At 76.0% G+C, this 18,183-nt stretch carries 22 protein-coding genes; 17 read left to right on the forward strand and 5 right to left on the reverse strand.

The window, feature by feature from the left end:
* Positions 1-34: 34 nt before the first annotated feature.
* Positions 35-745, forward strand: a complete 711-nt coding sequence (locus tag ACQPYN_RS02765) for a response regulator transcription factor (RefSeq protein WP_433033132.1) — start codon at positions 35-37, stop codon at positions 743-745.
* Positions 742-2,067, forward strand: coding sequence for a sensor histidine kinase (locus ACQPYN_RS02770; protein WP_433033135.1), 1,326 nt, complete (start codon positions 742-744; stop codon positions 2,065-2,067). The genes ACQPYN_RS02765 and ACQPYN_RS02770 overlap by 4 nt, the downstream gene beginning before the upstream one ends.
* Here the strand turns inward: ACQPYN_RS02770 and ACQPYN_RS02775 are convergent.
* The gene (locus ACQPYN_RS02775) at positions 2,033-2,314 is read right to left on the reverse strand and encodes a hypothetical protein (RefSeq protein WP_433033138.1); all 282 of its coding nucleotides are present in this window, start codon (positions 2,312-2,314) and stop codon (positions 2,033-2,035) included. The two genes, ACQPYN_RS02770 and ACQPYN_RS02775, sit on opposite strands and share 35 nt — an antisense overlap.
* Positions 2,315-2,428: 114 nt before the next feature.
* Between ACQPYN_RS02775 and ACQPYN_RS02780 the strand changes: the two genes are divergently transcribed.
* Both ACQPYN_RS02780 and ACQPYN_RS02785 read left to right on the forward strand, forming a co-directional pair.
* Positions 2,429-2,614 (forward strand): MerR family DNA-binding transcriptional regulator, encoded by a 186-nt coding sequence (locus tag ACQPYN_RS02780; protein ID WP_433033141.1) that lies wholly within the window; start codon positions 2,429-2,431, stop codon positions 2,612-2,614.
* Positions 2,615-2,693: 79 nt separating this feature from the next.
* Positions 2,694-2,999 carry a hypothetical protein gene (locus tag ACQPYN_RS02785; RefSeq protein WP_433033144.1) on the forward strand — a complete coding sequence of 102 codons (306 nt, stop codon included), beginning with the start codon at positions 2,694-2,696 and terminating at the stop codon, positions 2,997-2,999.
* On the opposite strand, the gene ACQPYN_RS02790 is transcribed toward ACQPYN_RS02785, so the two are convergent.
* Both ACQPYN_RS02790 and ACQPYN_RS02795 read right to left on the reverse strand, forming a co-directional pair.
* On the reverse strand, positions 2,983-3,711 hold the full coding sequence (locus ACQPYN_RS02790) for an HAD family hydrolase (protein ID WP_433033147.1): 729 nt from the start codon (positions 3,709-3,711) through the stop codon (positions 2,983-2,985). The two genes, ACQPYN_RS02785 and ACQPYN_RS02790, sit on opposite strands and share 17 nt — an antisense overlap.
* Positions 3,712-3,746: 35 nt before the next feature.
* Positions 3,747-4,655: a sulfite exporter TauE/SafE family protein gene (locus ACQPYN_RS02795; RefSeq protein ID WP_433033150.1), complete on the reverse strand. Its 909-nt coding sequence runs from the start codon at positions 4,653-4,655 to the stop codon at positions 3,747-3,749.
* Positions 4,656-5,628: 973 nt separating this feature from the next.
* On the opposite strand from ACQPYN_RS02795, the gene ACQPYN_RS02800 reads away from it, so the two are divergent.
* Together ACQPYN_RS02800 and ACQPYN_RS02805 are read left to right on the forward strand one after the other, a co-directional pair.
* Positions 5,629-6,327, forward strand: coding sequence for a response regulator transcription factor (locus ACQPYN_RS02800; RefSeq protein WP_328302873.1), 699 nt, complete (start codon positions 5,629-5,631; stop codon positions 6,325-6,327).
* Complete coding sequence (locus tag ACQPYN_RS02805; RefSeq protein ID WP_433033153.1) at positions 6,324-7,790, forward strand: sensor histidine kinase; 1,467 nt, start codon at positions 6,324-6,326, stop codon at positions 7,788-7,790. The genes ACQPYN_RS02800 and ACQPYN_RS02805 overlap by 4 nt, the downstream gene beginning before the upstream one ends.
* 10 nt (positions 7,791-7,800) lie before the next feature.
* Here the strand turns inward: ACQPYN_RS02805 and ACQPYN_RS02810 are convergent, their stop codons facing one another.
* On the reverse strand, positions 7,801-8,553 hold the full coding sequence (locus ACQPYN_RS02810; RefSeq protein ID WP_433033156.1) for a PP2C family protein-serine/threonine phosphatase: 753 nt from the start codon (positions 8,551-8,553) through the stop codon (positions 7,801-7,803).
* A 409-nt stretch (positions 8,554-8,962) separates the two neighbouring features.
* Between ACQPYN_RS02810 and ACQPYN_RS02815 the strand changes: the two genes are divergently transcribed.
* From ACQPYN_RS02815 to ACQPYN_RS02830, 4 genes are all read left to right on the forward strand, one after another.
* Positions 8,963-9,271 (forward strand): DUF4333 domain-containing protein, encoded by a 309-nt coding sequence (locus tag ACQPYN_RS02815; protein ID WP_433033159.1) that lies wholly within the window; start codon positions 8,963-8,965, stop codon positions 9,269-9,271.
* 56 nt (positions 9,272-9,327) lie between these two features.
* Positions 9,328-10,056: a TSUP family transporter gene (locus ACQPYN_RS02820; RefSeq protein WP_433033162.1), complete on the forward strand. Its 729-nt coding sequence runs from the start codon at positions 9,328-9,330 to the stop codon at positions 10,054-10,056.
* A 134-nt stretch (positions 10,057-10,190) separates the two neighbouring features.
* Positions 10,191-10,676: an STAS domain-containing protein gene (locus ACQPYN_RS02825; protein ID WP_433038685.1), complete on the forward strand. Its 486-nt coding sequence runs from the start codon at positions 10,191-10,193 to the stop codon at positions 10,674-10,676.
* Positions 10,673-11,029, forward strand: coding sequence for a hypothetical protein (locus tag ACQPYN_RS02830; RefSeq protein WP_433033165.1), 357 nt, complete (start codon positions 10,673-10,675; stop codon positions 11,027-11,029). The genes ACQPYN_RS02825 and ACQPYN_RS02830 overlap by 4 nt, the downstream gene beginning before the upstream one ends.
* Before the next feature lie 15 nt (positions 11,030-11,044).
* Here ACQPYN_RS02830 and ACQPYN_RS02835 read toward each other — a convergent pair whose 3' ends face one another.
* Positions 11,045-11,677, reverse strand: a complete 633-nt coding sequence (locus tag ACQPYN_RS02835) for an L-threonylcarbamoyladenylate synthase (RefSeq protein WP_433033168.1) — start codon at positions 11,675-11,677, stop codon at positions 11,045-11,047.
* A gap of 185 nt (positions 11,678-11,862) precedes the next feature.
* On the opposite strand from ACQPYN_RS02835, the gene ACQPYN_RS02840 reads away from it, so the two are divergent.
* The 7 genes from ACQPYN_RS02840 (at position 11,863) to ACQPYN_RS02870 (ending at position 18,119) form a co-directional block, all read left to right on the forward strand.
* Positions 11,863-12,360 (forward strand): hypothetical protein, encoded by a 498-nt coding sequence (locus ACQPYN_RS02840; protein WP_433033172.1) that lies wholly within the window; start codon positions 11,863-11,865, stop codon positions 12,358-12,360.
* A gap of 35 nt (positions 12,361-12,395) precedes the next feature.
* Positions 12,396-13,592, forward strand: coding sequence for an amidase (locus tag ACQPYN_RS02845; protein WP_433033174.1), 1,197 nt, complete (start codon positions 12,396-12,398; stop codon positions 13,590-13,592).
* Positions 13,593-13,683: 91 nt separating this feature from the next.
* A complete protein-coding gene (locus ACQPYN_RS02850) occupies positions 13,684-14,853 on the forward strand; it encodes an alpha/beta-hydrolase N-terminal domain-containing protein (protein ID WP_433033177.1) in 1,170 nt (389 codons plus the stop codon).
* Positions 14,739-15,569: an alpha/beta-hydrolase family protein gene (locus tag ACQPYN_RS02855; RefSeq protein ID WP_433038687.1), complete on the forward strand. Its 831-nt coding sequence runs from the start codon at positions 14,739-14,741 to the stop codon at positions 15,567-15,569. Before ACQPYN_RS02850 ends, ACQPYN_RS02855 begins: the two co-directional genes overlap by 115 nt.
* A complete protein-coding gene (locus tag ACQPYN_RS02860) occupies positions 15,566-16,321 on the forward strand; it encodes a lysostaphin resistance A-like protein (protein WP_433033180.1) in 756 nt (251 codons plus the stop codon). The genes ACQPYN_RS02855 and ACQPYN_RS02860 overlap by 4 nt, the downstream gene beginning before the upstream one ends.
* A 26-nt stretch (positions 16,322-16,347) precedes the next feature.
* Positions 16,348-17,382, forward strand: coding sequence for a magnesium and cobalt transport protein CorA (locus ACQPYN_RS02865; protein ID WP_433033183.1), 1,035 nt, complete (start codon positions 16,348-16,350; stop codon positions 17,380-17,382).
* Entirely contained in the window at positions 17,379-18,119 is a 741-nt protein-coding gene (locus tag ACQPYN_RS02870; protein WP_433033186.1) for a methyltransferase domain-containing protein, read from the forward strand. The genes ACQPYN_RS02865 and ACQPYN_RS02870 overlap by 4 nt, the downstream gene beginning before the upstream one ends.
* The last annotated feature ends 64 nt before the right edge of the window (positions 18,120-18,183 follow it).

Raw genomic sequence — 18,183 nt, forward strand, 5'->3', positions numbered from 1 at the left:
GACCCTCCCGGACGCGGTGGCACCATCCGCGACCATGAGCGAGTCGCACCCCGACCTGCTGGTCGTCGACGACGACGCCGACGTGCGGGCGTCGCTCGAGCGCGGCCTGCGGCTCTCGGGGTTCACCGTGCGCTCCGCGCAGGACGGGCCGGGCGCGCTGAGGGCGGTGCACGAGCGCGTCCCCGACGCCGTCGTCCTCGACCTCGGGCTCCCCGGCATGGACGGGGTGGCCGTCGTGTCGGCGCTGCGGGCGATGGACCACGACGTGCCCGTGTGCGTGCTCTCGGCGCGCGACACCGTCGACGACCGCGTCGTCGGGCTCGAGGCCGGGGCCGACGACTACATGGTCAAGCCGTTCGCGCTCACCGAGCTCGTGGCACGGCTGCGCGCCCTGCTGCGACGGGGCGCCCGGTCGGCGACCCCGGCCGAGCCCGCCCTCGGCGAGACGCTCACGGCGGGGCCGCTGACCGTCGACCTCGCCCGGCGGACGGTCCACGTCGGGGACCGCGCGGTCGAGCTGACCAAGCGCGAGTACGAGCTGCTCGTCGTCCTCGCCCGCAACGCCGAGGTCGTGCTCACCCGCGAGCGCCTGCTCGAGCTCGTGTGGGGCTACGACTTCGCCACCGACACCAACGTCGTCGACGTCTTCGTCGGCTACGTACGCCGCAAGCTGGAGTCCGACGGCACGCCCCGGCTCGTGCACACGGTGCGCGGCGTCGGGTTCGTGCTGCGGGCGGGCGGATGAGGCGCTCCCTCTCGCTGCGGGCGCGCGTCGCCCTCGCCGCCGCCCTGGCCGCGACGGTCGTCGTCGTCCTCGTCGGCGCGCTGGCCTCGGTGCTGCTGGCCCGGGAGCAGACCGAGCGGCTCGACCGCAGCCTGGTGCCCGGCTCGCCGGCGGTGCTCGGCTCGTTCGCCTCGACGCGCGCCGACCTCGCCGTGACGCTGCGGAACCCGGCCGGTGAGGCGCGACGGGTGAGCGGGCCCGAGCTGCCGCTCTCGCCGATCGGCATCCCGACGTCGGTGACGGTCGCGGGCGTCGACTACCGCATCCGCACCGCGCCGGGCCCGGCGCCGGGCTCGCTGGTGACGGTGGGCGCGACCGAGGACGACACCCGCGCACGGGTCGCGGAGCGGCAGCGCCTGGTGGGCGGGCTCGGGGTCGTGGCGGTCGCGCTGGCGGCGGGACTGGGGTGGGTGTTCGCCGGGCGCGCGGTGCGCCCGATGCGCCGCCTCACCGCGCAGGCGGCGACGCTCGACCGCGCGGCCACCGACCCGGCGGCCGCGCCGCCGACGGTGCGCGCCGACGGTTCGCGCGAGTCCGAGGAGCTCGCCGACGCGCTGTCGGACATGCTCGCCCGCCTGCACGTCGAGCAGGAGCGCAGCACGGCGTCGCTGCACGCCGCGCGCGACTTCGCCGCGGCCGCGCGCCACGAGCTCCGGACGCCGCTGACGTCGATGCGCACCGACCTCGAGGTCCTGGCGGCCCACCCCGACCTGCCCGAGCGCGACGAGGTGCTCGCCGACGTGCTGCGCGCCCAGGCTCGGGTCGAGGCCACGCTCACCGCCCTCGGCCAGCTCGCCGCCGGGGACCTGCCCGACGCCGCCGGCGGCGAGCCCATCGGGGTGGCCGACGTCCTGCGCCTGGCCGCCGAGGACGCGCGACGCGCCCACGCCGGGCTCGAGGTGGTGGTCGACGAGCCGGACCCGGCGACCCCGGAGTCGGTGCGCGCGTCGCCGGAGGGCCTCCGGATGGCGCTGGCGAACGCCGTCGTCAACGCCGTGCGGCACGGTCACGCGGGCACCGTCCGGCTGGGGGCCCACACGGGCACCGAGGGCGGGGTCGTCCTCACCGTCGACGACGACGGGAGCGGTCTCCCTGCGGACGAGCGTGAGGCGGTGCTCGGCCGGTTCGTGCGCGGGAGCACCGCGGGCGCGCCGGGCTCGGGCCTGGGCCTGGCGCTGGTGGCCCAGCAGGCGGCCCGCCACGGCGGACGGGTGGCGCTCGGGGACGCCCCGACGGGTGGCCTGCGGGTCAGCCTGGCCCTCGGCCCGGATCGAGCTGGGTGACCAACCGTAGGTCCCACGCCTCGGGCCACGGCGCGCTGCGGCGGACCCGCTCGTAGATCCAGGCGGTGAACCCCTCCGAGACCAGGACGCGCGCGATCTCGACGAGCGCGGCCAGGTCGTCGGACTCGTGCTGCTCGTGGTCGTTGCGGGCGGGCGTGTGCAGCGGCCCGTGGAAGCGTCGCGCGTCGAGCCGGTAGCGGCGGGGGCCGCCCGAGCGGGGTAATCGGATGTCGCCGGTGTCGTCCATGTCGCCGATGGTAGCGACATCCGCGTCATGAACGACAGTGGTGTCACCCACGAAATCCACGACAGCGGCGCCGTTCCGTCGTTCGGACGACACCGGCGACATAGGCTGCCCGCCATGTCCCCGTCGGACCTCGTCTCGACCCCGGAGGCCGCGAAGGCGCTGGGGGTCAGCCCGCGCACGCTGCAGCGCTACGTCCGGGCCGGTCTCGTCACGCCCGAGATCACGCTGCCCTCTGGGCAGTACCGGTGGAACGTCGCCAAGCTGCGCCGCCAGATCGGGATCGCGTCGGACGAGGACTGAGGACGGCTGACCCGCCCGTCGCTGTCGGTGGGCAGGGTTAGCGTCGTCGCCGTCCGCCACCCGAGGAGGAGGAGGCGTCATGCCCGACGGCGACGAGGTCCTGCCCGGGCCCTTCGACAGCGAACCCCTCGCTCTGGGTCGGCTGCTCTCCGAGGGCTTCTCGCCGTCCGTGCCGGGCGACGAGGTGGTGCGTCGGTGCCGGCGCTGGTTGGTCGGCGTGCTCGACGAGGCCGACGTCGCGCTCGGGGCGAGCGACGTCGAGATCGCCTCGCTGCTCGCCGCCGAGGGGTGGTCGGTGGCGCAGGTCGTGGGCGGCTGGGTGCGGCGCGCGGCGAGGCCGGTGGCCCGGGAGCTCGTGGCGCCGGGTGTCACCCGCGTGGGCTGACCAGCGCGAGCACGTCGCGCAGCCCGCGCTCCCGCTCGCGCTGCTCGCCGGCCAGCACGAAGGCCCGCAGGCCGGCGGTCACCGCGCCGCCGTCGCGCACCGGGTTGTCGCCGACCATGAGGGTGCGCCGGGGGTCGGCGCCCAGGCGCTCGCAGGCGGTGCGGAACAGCGCGGGGTCCGGCTTCTCGCTGCCCTCCTCGCAGGAGAGCACCCAGGTGCCGACGAGGCCGTCGAGCCCGGCGGCACGGGCGTGGCCGCGGATGTCCCAGCCGATGTCGCTCACCACGCCCACCGGCACGCCCCGCTCGGCCAGGGCCGCGAGGAACGGCCCGGTGTCGCCGTAGGGCACCCACGAGTCCTCGGCCACCACCCGCGCCTGCGCGGCGTCCTCGATGCCCGCGAGGTAGGGCACGCGCGAGAACCACGCGCGCATCGCGCGCCGGTGGGCGTCGGCGTCGAGGTCGCGGCCCTCCTGCGCGGCCACGACCTCGGGCTCCGCGGCCGCCGCGTCGAGGGCGGCGAGCACCGCCCCGGGGTCGCCGAGCTCGCGCCCCGTGTCGGCGGCGACCCGGCGCAGCCACTCCTCGGTGCCGATCATGCGGAAGAGCGTGTTGCTGAAGTCGCAGAGCACCGCCTCGACCGGCGGGACGGGCGCGGCCCGGTCGTCGTCGGACGGGCGGTAGGCCGCGGGCAGGTCGAACAGGGCGCGCACGTCGATCAGTGTGGCCCCGCCCTCCCGTGGAGCCCTCAGACGGCCGGGGCGCTGTCCTCCTCGACCACGGCGGACTCGTTGAGCGCGCGCTCGCGACGGGCGCTGCGCACGGCGACCACGATCGCCACGACCCAGAGCGCCGCCAGCACGATCAGCACGGTCGTCACGAGGCCCGTGGCCACGTCGACGCTGTTCAGCAACGTGCGGGCGTTGGTGATGATGATCAGTCCGCCGGCCCCGGTGCCCAGCACGCGGGCGGGGAGCAGCCGGACGATGTAGGCCGCGAACGGCGCCGCGATCACGCCGCCGACCATGAGGGCGAGGACGACCGTGTAGTCGATGCCCTCCTGCGACAGCGTGAACAGGAAGCCGATGCTGGCCGCGAGGGCGACGACGAACTCCGAGGTGTCCACCGAGCCGACGACCTTGCGGGGCTCGAGACGGCCCGACGCGAGCAGGCTGGACGTCGCCACCGGGCCCCAGCCCCCGCCGCCCGAGGCGTCGAGGAAGCCCGCGACCAGGCCGAGCGGGCCGAGGAACTTGCCGCCGGGCCGCGGCCCGGAGACGACGCGCTTCGCGACCGCGCGAGAGCTGAAGCGCAGCAGCACGTAGAGGCCGAGCAGGAGCAGGATGCCGGCCATGTACGGCTCGGCGTCCTCGGTCATGTTGACCAGGACGTAGGCGCCGAGCACCGCGCCGACGGCGCCGGGGACCGCGAGGATGCCGACCACCCGCCAGTCGACGTTGCCGAAGCGCCAGTGGGAGGCGCCGGAGGCGAGGGTGGTGCCCACCTCGGCGAGGTGGACGGAGGCGGAGGCGATGGCGGGAGCGGTGCCCGCCGCCAGCAGCACCGACGTCGACGTGACGCCGTAGGCCATGCCCAGGGAGCCGTCGACGAGCTGGGCGATCAGGCCGGCCAGGGCGAAGAGCAGGAACGCGCGCACAGGGATCCTCGGTGATGGGCGGGGACGAGCCCGCGCACCCGTGCACCGGGCACGTGGCGACCCGGTCGGGGACGGACCCGCGACCGGACGAGACGTGGACGGTCAGCGGCGGGGCAGACGACACCCGGCCGAGGTGACACGGAGGAGGTCGACGTGCGCACGGCGCACCAGGACCACCCCCGAGTCGGACATGAACTGATCCTCACACGGCGACGCGGCGGAGGACAGCGATCCGACTCACCGCTGTGACCGCCGCCACGCCGCCGCTCGAGAGGACGATCAGCCCGGTACGGGCGCGGGCTGACCCGGCTGCGCGGGCTGACCCGGCTGCGCGGGCTGACCCGGCTGCCCCGGGGCGGGCTGGGCGGGCTGGGCGGGCTGGGCCGGCTGCCCCGGCTGGGCCTGGGCGCCCGGCACGGTCTGGACCGTCGCGCCCGGCGCCACCTGCACCGTGGCCCCCGGCTGGACCTGGACGACGATCGGCCCGGAGGCGCCGGCGGCACCGCCGCGCTCGCCACGGGGGCCGCCGTCGGGACCCGGCGGTCGACCCGGTGCCCGGGACCGCCCGGCCCGCCGCGCCCCTCGGCGCTCGTGCCCGGACCCCGGTCCCGCGGTCCGTCGCCGTGGCCGCCGCCCACGGTCGCGGCCAGCACGCCGCCGGTCAGCAGCACGCCGAGCAGCAGCCCGACGACGCCGGCCACGACGATCGCGGTGCGGCGGGTCCAGCCGGACGGGCGGGTGGTCCGTTGCCATCGTGTGGGCGGACCGCTCGGACTCGCGGACCGGTCGGTCGGTCGGGTCGGCGGGTCGCCGTCGGGGGTGCCGGACTGCGGGTCCAGGTCGCTCATCGGTCGTCTCCACTCGTGCTCGGGGAACCCCGACGATGGGCAGCGGGGCTGAACCGGGCCTGAAGTCACGGGCGTGCGGGCGGGTCTTCAGGTCCCGTTCAGCAGCGGGGGGCCAGGATCCGGGTGTGGGTGGCACCTGGGGCACGGCAGCGCGCGTGCTCGTCGTCGAGGACGAGACGGCGATCCGCGAGTCGGTCGTCGAGGCGCTCGAGGACGCGGGCTTCCGCGCGCTCGGGCGCGGCGACGGCGAGGGTCTCGAGGAGCTGCTCGACGGGTTCCGCCCCGATCTCGTCGTCCTCGACGTCATGCTGCCCGGCCGGGACGGCTTCCGTCTCCTCGGCGTGGTGCGCGAGCGCAGCGACGCGGGACTGGTGCTGCTCACCGCCCGCGACGCGCTCGCCGACCGCCTGCACGGCCTCGACGGCGGCGCCGACGACTACGTCGTCAAGCCGTTCCTGCTCGCCGAGCTGGTCTCACGGGTGCGCGCCGTGCTGCGCCGGCGGGGGCGGGTGCCGACGGCCATGACGGTCGGGGACCTCGTCGTCGACGACGAGGCGGGCACCGCGACCCGCGGTGGCGCCGTCCTCGAGCTCACCGCCACCGAGCTGCGCCTGCTGCGCTACCTCGTCGAGCAGCGCGGACGCACCGTCACGAAGAACCAGATCCTCACCCAGGTCTGGGGCTACGACGCCTACGACCCCAACCTCGTCGAGGTCCACGTGAGCGCCCTGCGCCGCAAGCTCGAGGCCCACGGCCCGCGCGTCGTCCACACCGTGCGGGGCCTGGGCTACGCCCTGCGCCCGGTGGCGGGGGAGAGCGCGTGAGCCGCGCCTGGGCCCGGCTGTCCCTGCCCGAGGGCTGGTCGGCGACGCGCTCGCTGCGCTTCCGCGTCACCGCGCTCGTCCTGCTGGTGGTGGCCCTGGCGCTGGTGGTCATCGGGGTCGCCGTCGACCTCTCGCTCGACGCCCAGCTGCGCCGCGACCAGCAGAGCCGCCTCGACGACCGCGCCGCCCGTGCCGGCCTGCTCGTCGCGGCGGGGTCGACCGGCCCGTCGCTGGTCGAGTCCGTCGACGGGCAGGGCATCCGTGCGGTCCTGCTCGACGCCGCGGGACGCCGGGTCGCGGGGTCGGAGGACGACGGTCCCCGGGGCCGCGGCCGGCCGGGCGGGCCCGGTGCGCCGGACGGGCCGGTGCCGGTCGCGCCGGGCGGGCCGGACGTCCCGGGGGCGCCGGACGGCCCACGTCCCTCGCGCGCCGGCCGGGACGACGTCCGCACGGTCGCCCTGCCCGACGGCTCGCGGCTGGTGCTGGCCGTGGAGCCGGGGGAGAACGACGGCGTCCTCCGGCGCCTGCGCGTGATCATGATCGGCGTCGGCGGACTCGGGCTCGGCGTCGTGGCCGTCGCCCTGTTCGTCGGGGTGCGCGTCGCGCTGCGCCCGCTCGACGACATGACGGTGCTGGCGCGCGACATCGCGGCCGGCGACCGGGGCCGGCGGCTGCGTCCCGAGCGCACCGACACCGAGCTGGGCCGCACGGCCGCCGCCTTCGACGCGATGCTCGACGAGCTCGAGTCCGCCCAGACGCGCGCCGAGGACGCGGCCGGGGAGGCCCGGCGCTCCGAGGTGCGCACCCGGCGGTTCCTCTCGGACGCCGCCCACGAGCTGCGGACGCCGATCGCCGGCGTCCAGACCCTCGCCGAGTCGCTCGTGCGCCACCCCGACGGCGACCTCGAGCGCCGCGAGCGCCTCGCCACCACGCTCGTGCGCGAGACGCGGCGGGCGGGGGCGCTGGTCAACGACATGCTCGAGCTCGCGCGCATCGAGGACGGCACCCCGCTCGACCGCAGGCCCGTGGACCTCACCGAGCTGGCCGCCGCCCAGGCCGAACGGATCGCGCTGCTCGCCCCCGGCCTCGCCGTCGAGGTCGACGGCCCGCCCACGACCGTCGACGCCGACCCGGGACGGGTCACGCAGATCCTCGCCAACCTCCTGGAGAACGCCCGGCGCCACGGACCGGCCGAGGGCACCGTGCGGATCGCGGTGACCGTCGAGGGCGCGGACGCGGTGCTCGACGTGGCCGACGAGGGCCCGGGGATCCCGCCGTCGGACCGCGAGCGCGTCTTCGACCGCCTGGTCCGCCTCGACGACGCGCGCACCCGCGACGCCGGCGGCGCCGGGCTCGGCCTGCCCATCGCGCGCGCCCTGGCCCGGGCGCACGGCGGGGACCTGCGCGTCGTCGACTCCGAGGTCGGCGCTCGCCTCCGGCTGACCCTGCCGCGCCCGGGCTGACGCGGGACCCTCAGCCGTCGACGACCAGCGCCGTCGCGTTGTCCGTGAGCCCCGCGCCCTCGGCGAGCCGCACGATGCGCGCCGAGCGCTCGCCGGCGCTGCCGCCCGCGGCGAGGACCGCGGCCATCGAGGACGCCGACACCGCGCGGTGGACGCCGTCGCTGACGAGCAGCAGGGTCCCCGGGCCGTCCACCACCGCGATCCCGACGTCCTGGGGCCCCACGGTGCGCGCGCTCGTGGTGATGACGTGCTCCAGGTGCGGGTGCGGCGTCAGCCCCAGGGCTCGCATGCGCGCGGCGAACGTGTGGTCGCTGGTCAGCGTGCGCAGGGCGCGCCCGTCCCAGGCCAGCGCGCGGCAGTCGCCCACCCACGCCAGGCGCCACCGGGGCTCGGCCGGCCCGGGGGCGAGGGCCACCACCGCGGCGGCGTCGCCGGGGACGAGGTCCTGCGTGGCCTCCAGCAGGTCGTGGGCGGCGAGCAGCGCGGTGTCGGGGCGGCCCTCGAGGGCGGCGACGCGGACCGCGTGGTCGGCCACGAGGCGTGCGGCGAACCCGGCGTCCTCGGAGTCCCCGACCCCGTCCGCGACCGCGACGGCGAGACGACCCCACGGCGTGCGGTGCGAGGCGACGGCGTCGGCCTGGTGCTGCCGGGGACCGCGGTGGGTCGCGTGCCCGACGAGGACGTCGGCGCCGGGGGAGGTGGTGTCGGCCGCGACGGTGTCGGGCGCGACGGTGCCGGGCGGGACGGTGAACGCGGCGGTCATGGACGGGCCCTCTTCGCCGGTGGTCGGCGCCGGTGCTCCGGGCGCCTACCGACCAGGGTGGGCGGGCTCCCTGGGCGCAGCCTGTGCGCCCGATGAGGACCGCGGGTGGGGTCGGGCGACCGCGTGTCTCTGGCGAAACGCTGAGATGACTCTGATGGAGTAGTCAGAAGTCTTTCTCGTCGCTCTCCGTGTTCTATGCTCCTCGCGTCGGCCGGCCCCCGCTCCGCGCCGATCCGGCCCCGCCGGTTCCCGCGCAGCCCCCGTCCCCCGAGGAGTCCCCATGTCGCAGCAGGCACCGCCGCCCCCCGCCGGCTTCCCGTACCCCTCGATGCCGCAGGGTCCGTCCGGGATGCCCTACGGCGGCCCACCTCCCGTTCCGGGATACGGCGGTTACCCTCCGCCACCGCCCGTGCGCAAGAGCTCGGCCGGCAAGATCATCGGGATCGTGGTCGGGGTGTTCGTCGCGATCCTGGTGGCGCTCTTCGCCCTCGCGATGGTCTTCGGGTCGCCGACGGTCACCGCCGACCAGGTCGAGCAGCAGATCGCCCAGCAGTACGGCGTGGACGCGAGCCAGGTGGACTGCCCCTCGTCGCTGGAGGGCGAGGTCGGCGCGACCATCACGTGCACCGGCACCGACGCGGGCACCACGTCGACGCTGCTCGTGCGGGTGACCGCCGTCCAGGGCGACACCGTGAACTTCGACATCATCCCGCAGTGACGGTCTGATCCCGGCGGTCATGATGACCGCATGACGCCGCCGTCCCCGTCGCGCTCGTGAGCGTGACGGTGACGGCGGTGCTCGTCCTGGGCCCGGTCCTCCTCGGCGCGCTCACCCAGCGGGCCACCGGCCTCGGTCTCGCCCTGGTCGGGGCGCCGTTCCTCGTCGCGATCCTGGGCCCGCGCGACGGCGTGTCGTTCGGCAACGCCCTGCAGGTGCTCCTGTGCGCCGTCGTGCTCGCCCGGACCTGGCGCGGGACCGACCTCCGGTCCGCCGGGCTGCTCCTCGCCGGCGCCCTCGTCACGGTCCCGCTCGGCGCGTGGGTGGTCGGTGTGCTGCCCGAGGGGCCCCTGCTGGTCGTGGTCGGTCTGCTCGCCATCGGCGCCGTGGTGGTCTCGCTCGTCCCGCGCCTCGGCGGGTGGATGAACGGCACGCCCGGGGCCGTCGGGGCCGGCGCCGTCGCCGGGTTCGTCAACGCCGCGGCGGGCGTGGGCGGGCCGATGATCTCGGCGTTCGCGCTCGCGCGGCGGTGGAGCACCGACGTCTTCGTGCCGACCGCGCAGCTCGTCCTGCTCGTCATCAACCTGCTCGCGCTCCTGGGCAAGGGCGTCCCCCGCCTCGCCCCCGCGGTCTGGGGCACCGGTCTCGTGGCGCTGGCCGTGGGGGTCGTCCTGGGCGACGTCGTCCACCGGCGCCTCGACCCCGTCACGGCGCGCCGCGCGGTCGTCGTGCTGGCCCTGATGGGCGGGCTCGCCACCGTCGTCCGGGGTCTGCTCACCCTCTGAGCAGCCCCCGGACACCGACCGATCGAGTGGACAGGCCCTGTCGGGCCGGGGCAGAGTGGGGTGCCGACCCGCAGCTTCACCCCCACGAGGCGAGGCGGTACTCGTTCCTCGTGGAAGGGGTGGCGCTCGTGCGCATGCCTCATGACCATCGGTGCGACGACTCGGCCGCACCGGATCCTCGTCCTCCCGACGAGCCGCTCGGGGGCCTGACGATCGCCCCGACGCAGCCACGGCGCGGGCTCGTGCTCGTGCGCCTCATCGGTGAGGTCGACATGCTGACCGCCCCCCGGTTCGGCGACGTCGTCCAGGACGCCCTCGCCGCGGTCGCGACCGAGCGGGACCACGGCGTCGACCCCGCCCATGACGGCCCCGCCGACGAGGACCCGCGCCCGCTGGTCGTGTGCGACCTCTCCGGGGTCACGTTCTTCGGCGCCTCCGGGCTCGACGTCGTCGCGTCCGCGCAGCAGACCGCCGACGAGTACGACGTCCGGTTGGTCGTCGTCGCCGGCCATCGGACGGTGCTGCGCCCCTTCCGTCTCGTCGCCCTCGACCGCCGGGTCCTCCTCACCGCGACCCATCCGGCGATCGGCAGACACGTCACGGCGGGAACGGCGTGGTGAGCGCCGAGACGTCCCCCCGGACGGGCGGCGGCGGGACCACGCGGGCCCCGGAGCTGGGCGAGGCGGTGCGGGCCGCCCTGGGTGCGCTCGCCGACCTCGCGGCCCCCTCGGCCGCGCTGCGCGACGGGCGGGTCGACCGCATGTTGCGGGCGTCGCTGCAGGCCCACGAGTCGGCGCAGAACGGCGACGGGCGCCGAGCCGGGCTCGACGAGGTCGCCGCGGCGGTGCGGACCGCCTGCGCGCACCTGGCCGTGACCGAGTTCGAGGACGCCTACCTCGCCCTGCGCGCGGCGCTCGACCGGCTGCCGCGGCGGTGGGAGCCCGGGCCGGACGGCGCCGGCACGGGAGCCTGACCGGGCCTCGTCACCTCACCACTGGAAGCCGTGCCCCGCGCCCTGCCGCACCAGCTCGGGCTCGTCGCCGGAGAGGTCGATGACCGTCGTCGGCTCGGTGCCGCACTCGCCGGAGTCGATGACGGCGTCGAGCTGGTTGCCGAGCCGCTCGTGGATCTCGGCGCCGGAGGTCAGCGGCTGCTCGGTGTCGGGCAGGAGCAGGGTGGAGGAGAGCAACGGCTCGCCGAGCTCGGCCAGCAGCGCTTCCGCCACCGGGTGCTCGGGGATGCGGACCCCGACCGTGCGCTTGCGGGGGTGCAGCAGCCGCTTCGGCACCTCCTTGGTCGCCGGCAGGATGAACGTGTAGCAGCCGGGCGTCGCGGCCTTCACCGAACGGAACACCGGGGTGGAGACGCGGACGAACTGGCCGAGCTGGGCGAAGTCGCGGCACACCAGCGTGAAGTGGTGGCGCTCGTCGAGGTGGCGGATCGTGCGGATGCGCTCGAGCCCCTCGCGGTTGCCGAGCGCGCACCCGAGCGCGAAGCACGAGTCGGTGGGATAGGCGATCAGCCCGCCCTCCCGGAGGAGGTCGACGGTGGCGGTCACCGCCCGGCGCTGCGGGTTGCGGGGGTGGACCTCGACGTACCTCGCACGCGTGGGGGCGGCCATCGCCGCAGGGTAGGGGCGCCGCGGCCCGCTCCGCGACACCCAGCGGCGGCGGGCGGGATGATTGGCGCCCGTATCGGAGGGGCACTCCATCGAGGCTTGTGACCGGATCGAGACCTACGCGGAGCGTGACCGAGACTTCGATACGCCCTTCGGCGCATCGTGGTCACGCTGGAGGAGGAACTCGGATGAGCGCTCACCGCATCCAGGACGAACGCCCCGCTGACGTGGTCCGCCTCGTCGGGCGGGGAGTGGTGGCCACGACGGCCGCCCTCACCCTCACCGGTGCGGGGGCGGGGCTGGCGCTGGCGTCTCCCGGCCACGGCGGTGACGGGCACGGCAACGGACACGGCAACGGGCACGAGGACGGCGACTCGGGGCACTCCGGGTCCCAGGACCCGGCCGACTGCGGCGCCTCCGGCGACGACCTCGTCGGCGGCCTGCTCGGCGACCTCGGGCTCGGCGGATCGCACGGTCAGGACAGCGCGCAGAGCGCCTCGTGCGACACCGGGTCGACGGACAGCTCGGACGCCTCCGGCAGCCAGGGCTCCTCGTCGTCGAGCGACGGCAGCGGAACGCAGCAGGCCGCGGCGCAGCGCCAGTACGCGCCGGCCAACCCGGCCGACATCCCGCCGCCCCCGGGCGAGACGAAGATCATCGACATCCCGGACAGCTCCGCGTCGTAGCGCGGCGGCCGAACCGGGGTGGGCAGACTGGCGCCATGGACCTCGTGGCCCCGTGGCGGATCGACGACGCTCGACACCCGGAGGCCGCCGTCGCGGCCCGCGAACGCATCGCCGAGGTCGACGAGCACGTGCGCGCGTGGGTCACCCCGGTGCCCTCCGAGCCGGCGGGTGACGGTCCGCTCGCCGGCGTCCCGGTGGGCATCAAGGACATCGTCGACGTCGCGGGCGTGCCGACGCGCTGCGGTTCGCGTGCGCTGGTCGACGCGCCGCCTGCCGCGGCGGACGCCGGGATCGTGCGGCTGCTGCGCGCCGCCGGGGCGGTGGTCGTCGGCAAGACCGTGACCACGGAGTTCGCCTACTTCGATCCCGGTCCCACGCGCAATCCGCACGACCCCACGCGCACGCCCGGCGGGTCGTCGAGCGGGTCCGCGGCCGCGGTGGCCGCGGGCATGGTGCCGCTGGCCGTCGGCACCCAGACCGCGGGATCGGTGGTGCGCCCGGCCTCGTACTGCGGCGTCGCCGGGCTCGCGGTCGCCCGCGGGGTCCTGCCGCACGACGGGGTCGCGCCGCTGGCGCCCGGGCTCGACACCCTCGGGCTGTTCGCCGCGACCGTCGCCGACCTCGCCGTCGCGCGGGCCGCGATCGACGAGCGGGACGCCGCCGCGGAGACGACCGGGTCGCTGCGCCTGCTGGTCTGGGACGGCACGGCGGTCGCCGACGTCTCCCCGGCGATGCGCGAGGCCCTCGCCACGGCGATCGAACGGCTGCGCGCGCACGGTGCCACCGTCGCCGACCTCGACGTCGACCTCCGCGCGGCCACCGCCGACCACCGGACCGTCATGGCCGCCGAGGCCGCGACCACCGTGCCCGAGATCCCTGGCCTCGGCGAGAACCTCGCCGCCCTGGTGGCCGAGGGGCACGCGGTCCCGGACGGCGAGCTGACCGCGGCCCGCGAGCGCTCCGCGGCCACCCGCGAGGCGGTGCTGGCGCGTCTCGCCGACGCCGACGCGGTCCTGGCACCCGGTGCCCTCGGCGTCGCCCCGCCCGGCCTGGACGCCACCGGAGACCCGGTGCTCAGCAGGTCCTGGCACGCGATGGGCCTGCCCGCCCTCGCCGTGCCCGGGCTGCGCGACGCCGACGGCCTGCCCCTGGGTCTGCAGCTGATCGGCCACCCCGACCGCGAGGACGCCCTGCTCGCCGCCGGCCGCCACCTGGAGTCCCTGCTGCCGTGAGCGATGTTCACGGCTATAGCCGTGAACATCGCTCACATGGGGTGGGTCACGTGCCGTGTACCGCCTTGCGCGCGAGGGAAGAGTGGGGGCCGTGGCGGACCGGGAGACGCGGCCGGCGGGCGCGACGCCCACCGGGCCCCCGCCTGTCCCGCCCCCTGACTCGACCCGCGACTCCCCCAGGAGCTCCGACGACGAGCTCGACGTCGAGTTCCTCGAGGAGTTCGCCGACGAGCTCGATCATCACCACCTCTGGCACCGCGACGGCGAGCGCCACCAGTTCGGCACCGACTCGCCGCTGCTCTCCCCGCGCCTCGCCGCGTGGGTGCGCTACATCCCGCGCGCCCACCCCGCGGGCTTCGTGCTGGGCGCCGCCTTCGGGCTCATCTCGCTGACGCCGTCACTGATCCCCCGCGACTACATGTTCCAGGGCCTCGCCACCGGCATCTCCGCCGCGCTGGGCTACGCGATCGGCGTCGCCCTCGCCTGGCTCCTGCGTCGCATGGCGCGCTGGACACACCTCACCGACCGCCTGGACCGCGCGACCCCCGTGTGGTTCACGCCCGGGGCGTGGCTGGTGCTCGTGGTGACCGCGGCGCTCGCCCTGCTCGGCCTGCTCCTCGCCGGCGCGGGCTGGCAGCGCCAGATCGCCGGGCTCATGGGCCTCGAGCAGCCGACCACCGACGGCTGGCTGCGCGCCGGGCCGATCGCGGTGGTCGTGGCGGGCGTGCTCGTCGGCTTCGGTCGCGGGGTGCGCTGGCTCGCGGGACGGGTCGCGGAGCTGCTGCGCCGGCGCGTCCACATGCCGCGACGGGTCGCGGCCGTCGCCGGCACCGTGCTCGTGCTGCTCCTCGTCGTCGCGGTGCTCGACTCGGTGGTCCTGCGCGGCGGGCTGCGCGTGGCCGACTCCGTCTTCCGCGCCACGAACGACACGCCCTATCCCGGGCTCACCGCCCCGACCTCGCCGCTGCGCTCCGGCTCGCCCGCCTCGCTGGTGCGCTGGGACACGATCGGCCGCGAGGGCCAGGCCTTCGTCGCGGGCGGACGCCCGCCCTCCGAGCTCGCCGCCGCGTCGGGCGCGCCTCGGTGGCGCCGATCCGCGCCTACGTCGGCCTGCTCGCCGCGCCCGGGCCGTCGGAGCGCGCCGCCCTGGCCGTCGCCGAGCTCGAGCGCACCGGGGCGTTCGACCGGTCGGTGCTCGCCGTCGTCACCACCACGGGCACCGGCTGGATCGACACCCCGACAGCCGACTCCCTCGAGATGATCTGGGGCGGGGACACCGCGATCGTCGCCACCCAGTACTCGTACCTCCCGAGCTGGCTGTCGTTCGTCGTCGACCGCACGCGCGCCGAGGCCGAGGGCCGCGCCCTGTTCGACGCCGTGCACGCGCGCGTCGAGCAGATGCCGCCCGACCGGCGGCCACGGCTGTTCGCGTTCGGCGAGAGCCTCGGCTCCCAGGGCTCCGAGGCCGCCTTCTCCGGTGTCGACGACGCCCGGGCCCAGGCCGACGGGGTGCTCTGGGTGGGCCCGCCGAACTCCAACCGGCTGCACTCCGCCCTGACCGCGCGCCGGGACCCGGGCACGCCGGAGGTCCTCCCGGTCGTCGACGGGGGCCGCGAGGTGCGGTTCGGGGCGACGCCGGAGGACCTCGCGCGCCCGCCCGGCCCGTGGGATGCGCCACGGATCGTCTACCTGCAGCACGCCTCGGACCCGGTGGTGTGGTGGTCCCCGTCGCTGCTCTGGGGACGTCCCGCGTGGCTGGCCGAGCCCAGGGGTCGCGACGTCTCGCCCGCGATGGACTGGTACCCCGTGGTGACGTTCTGGCAGGTCACCATCGATCTGACCAACTCGCTCGGGGTCCCCGACGGCCATGGTCACCAGTACCGCGGCGTGATGCTCGACGGATGGCTCGCCCTGGGTACCCCCGACGGGTGGACCCCTGCGGACACGGAAAGGGTGGCAGGCATGCTGGGGATGTGACCGCTCCCCAGCACACGGCCGCCGAGGCGTGCCCCGACCGGGGCGACACGAGCGACGAGGAGGACACCCCCTCCCACTGGCGACGGCTGGCCCCACCGGCCGTCGTCGCGGTCCTCCTGCTGGCGTGGAGCAACGTCGTGCTCCCCGCGCTCCCCGCCGACGCCGTGCTCAAGGCGCTGTTCAACCTCGGCGGCGTCGCGGCCATGGTCACCGTGGCCCGGCTGCTCGGCCTGACGTGGGCCGACCTCGGGATCGGACGCGGCACCTGGGGCGCCGGGCTGCGCTGGGGCGGCGCCGCGATCGCCGTCGCGGTGCTCGGCTACGGCGCCGTCCTCGTCGCCGCCCCCGAGCTGCTGGAGAACCCGCAGCTCGCCGGCGCCTCCCCGGGCGCCCTGCTGCTGCGCGGTCTCGTCCTCATCCCGCTCGGCACCGTGCTCGCCGAGGAGCTCGCGTTCCGCGGTGTGCTGCAGGGGCACTCGGTGCGCTCGCTGTCGGCCCGGGTGGCCCTCAGCGTCACCGCCGTCGCGTTCGGCCTCTGGCACCTCACCGTCGCGATGGGCCCGTCCGCCGTCCCGCTGCCGCCGACGCTGCAGTGGACCTCGGCGCTCACCGTGCTCGCCGTGACCGTCGTCGGCGGGCTCGCGCTCGGGTGGCTGCGCCACCGGACGGGCTCGGTGCTCGCCCCCATCGGGCTGCACCTGGGCACGAACGCGGTCGGTCTCGTCGCCGCGGGTGTCGCGCTCGCGCACTGATCGACGTCGCAGGCGAGACTGTCGCGATGACGGTGGTCGACAACGCGGTGTACGTGGGTGGTGCCCGCGACAGGGAACCCGACTCGCTCGACGGCACCCTCGCCGCCCTCCGCGAGCGCGACGGCACGCCCGACGACGACGGCTTCGCCTGGATCGGCCTGCTGCGCCCCGACAAGGCGGAGCTCGACAAGCTGGCGCATGAGCTCGCGCTGCCGGAGCTGGCCGTCGAGGACGCGGTGAACGCCCACCAGCGGCCCAAGCTCGAGCGCTACGACGACGTCGAGTTCGTCGTGCTCCGCCCCGCCTGGTACGTCGACGAGGACGAGGACGTGCAGGTCGGCGAGATCCACGTGTTCCTCGGGCAGGACTTCGTCGTCACCGTGCGCCACGCCGAGACCCCCGACCTGTCCTCGGTGCGCGCCCGCCTCGAGGGCGATCCGGGGCTGCTCGCGCTCGGCCCGCGGGCGGTGCTCTACGCGGTGCTCGACCGGATCGTCGACGACTACCGCCCCGTCGTGCGGGGCCTGCGCAACGACATCGACCAGATCGAGACGCAGGTCTTCGGCGGCGACCCGAGCGTCTCGCGGCGTATCTACCAGCTCTCCCGCGAGGTCATCGAGCTCCAGCGGGCCGTGGACCCGCTGCGCGAGGTCCTCGACGGGCTCCTCTCCGAGACCGCCGACGACCACGCGCGCATCGGCCTGCACCGCGGCCTGCGCGACGTCGCCGACCACATCGCGCAGACCTCGGAGTCCGCCGACAACTTCCGCCAGCTGCTCGGCAACATCCTGCAGGTCAACGCCGCGCTCGTCGGGCAGCGCCAGAACGAGGAGATGCGCAGGCTCTCCGAGACCAGCCTGGCGCAGGGCGAGGAGGTCAAGAAGATCTCCTCCTGGGCGGCGATCCTGTTCACCCCCTCGCTCATCGGCGCGATCTACGGCATGAACTTCGAGCACATGCCCGAGCTCGCCTGGACCCTCGGCTACCCCTTCGCGCTGGGGCTGATGGTGCTCGGCTCGCTGACGCTGTTCCTCGTCTTCCGCAAGCGCGGCTGGCTGTGACGAGCGAGCGGGCCCGCTCGTTCGGCGCCGCCGCGGACGACTACGACCGGCTGCGGCCCGCGCCGGCCGCCGAGGCCCTGCGGTGGCTGGTGCCGAGCCCGCAGAGCCGGGTGCTCGACCTCGCCGCGGGCACGGGGCTGGTGACCCGCGCGCTCGCCGCCGAGGGCGTGCACGACGTCGTCGCGGTCGAGCCCGACGACGCCATGCGGGCCGTGCTCACCGCACGCAGCCCCGGGGTGCGGGCCCTGGCCGGCACCGCCGAGGACATCCCGCTGCCCGACGGGTCGGTGGACGTCGTCCTGGCGGCGTCGGCGTGGCACTGGTTCGACGCTGAGCGGGCCGCGACCGAGATCGCGCGGGTGCTGCGGCCCGGGGGCGTGCTCGGCCTGATGTGGAGCTACTCCGACCCCGACACCGACTGGGTCGCGGACCTGCGCCGGATCGGGCGGGCCGAGGCGCAGGGGTCGGCGTCGCTCATCCGCTCCGGGCTCTCCCTGGAGATGCCGGCCGGGGCACCGTTCGGCACGGGCGAATCGCGGGTCTTCCGGCGCTCGGCGTGGATGGCGGCGCCGGACGTGGCCGCGATGCTCGGGACGTACTCGAGCGTGCTCACGCTGCCCGCCGCCGAGCGTCGTGACGTGCAGCGACGAGCCCGGGCCCTCCTCGCGGAGCGGGTGGGCACCGACCCGGTGCTCGTGCCCTTCGTGACCGGGGCGTTCCGGACGTTGCGCTCATGAGGTGATCGCCTCTCGACTCCGGGCGCGGAGCGAGGTTAGCCTGCCCTCACGAGGCGAGGAGGCT

It is taken from the genome of Actinomycetospora sp. CA-053990, from assembly GCF_050948445.1.
Taxonomy (GTDB): domain Bacteria; phylum Actinomycetota; class Actinomycetes; order Mycobacteriales; family Pseudonocardiaceae; genus Actinomycetospora; species Actinomycetospora callitridis.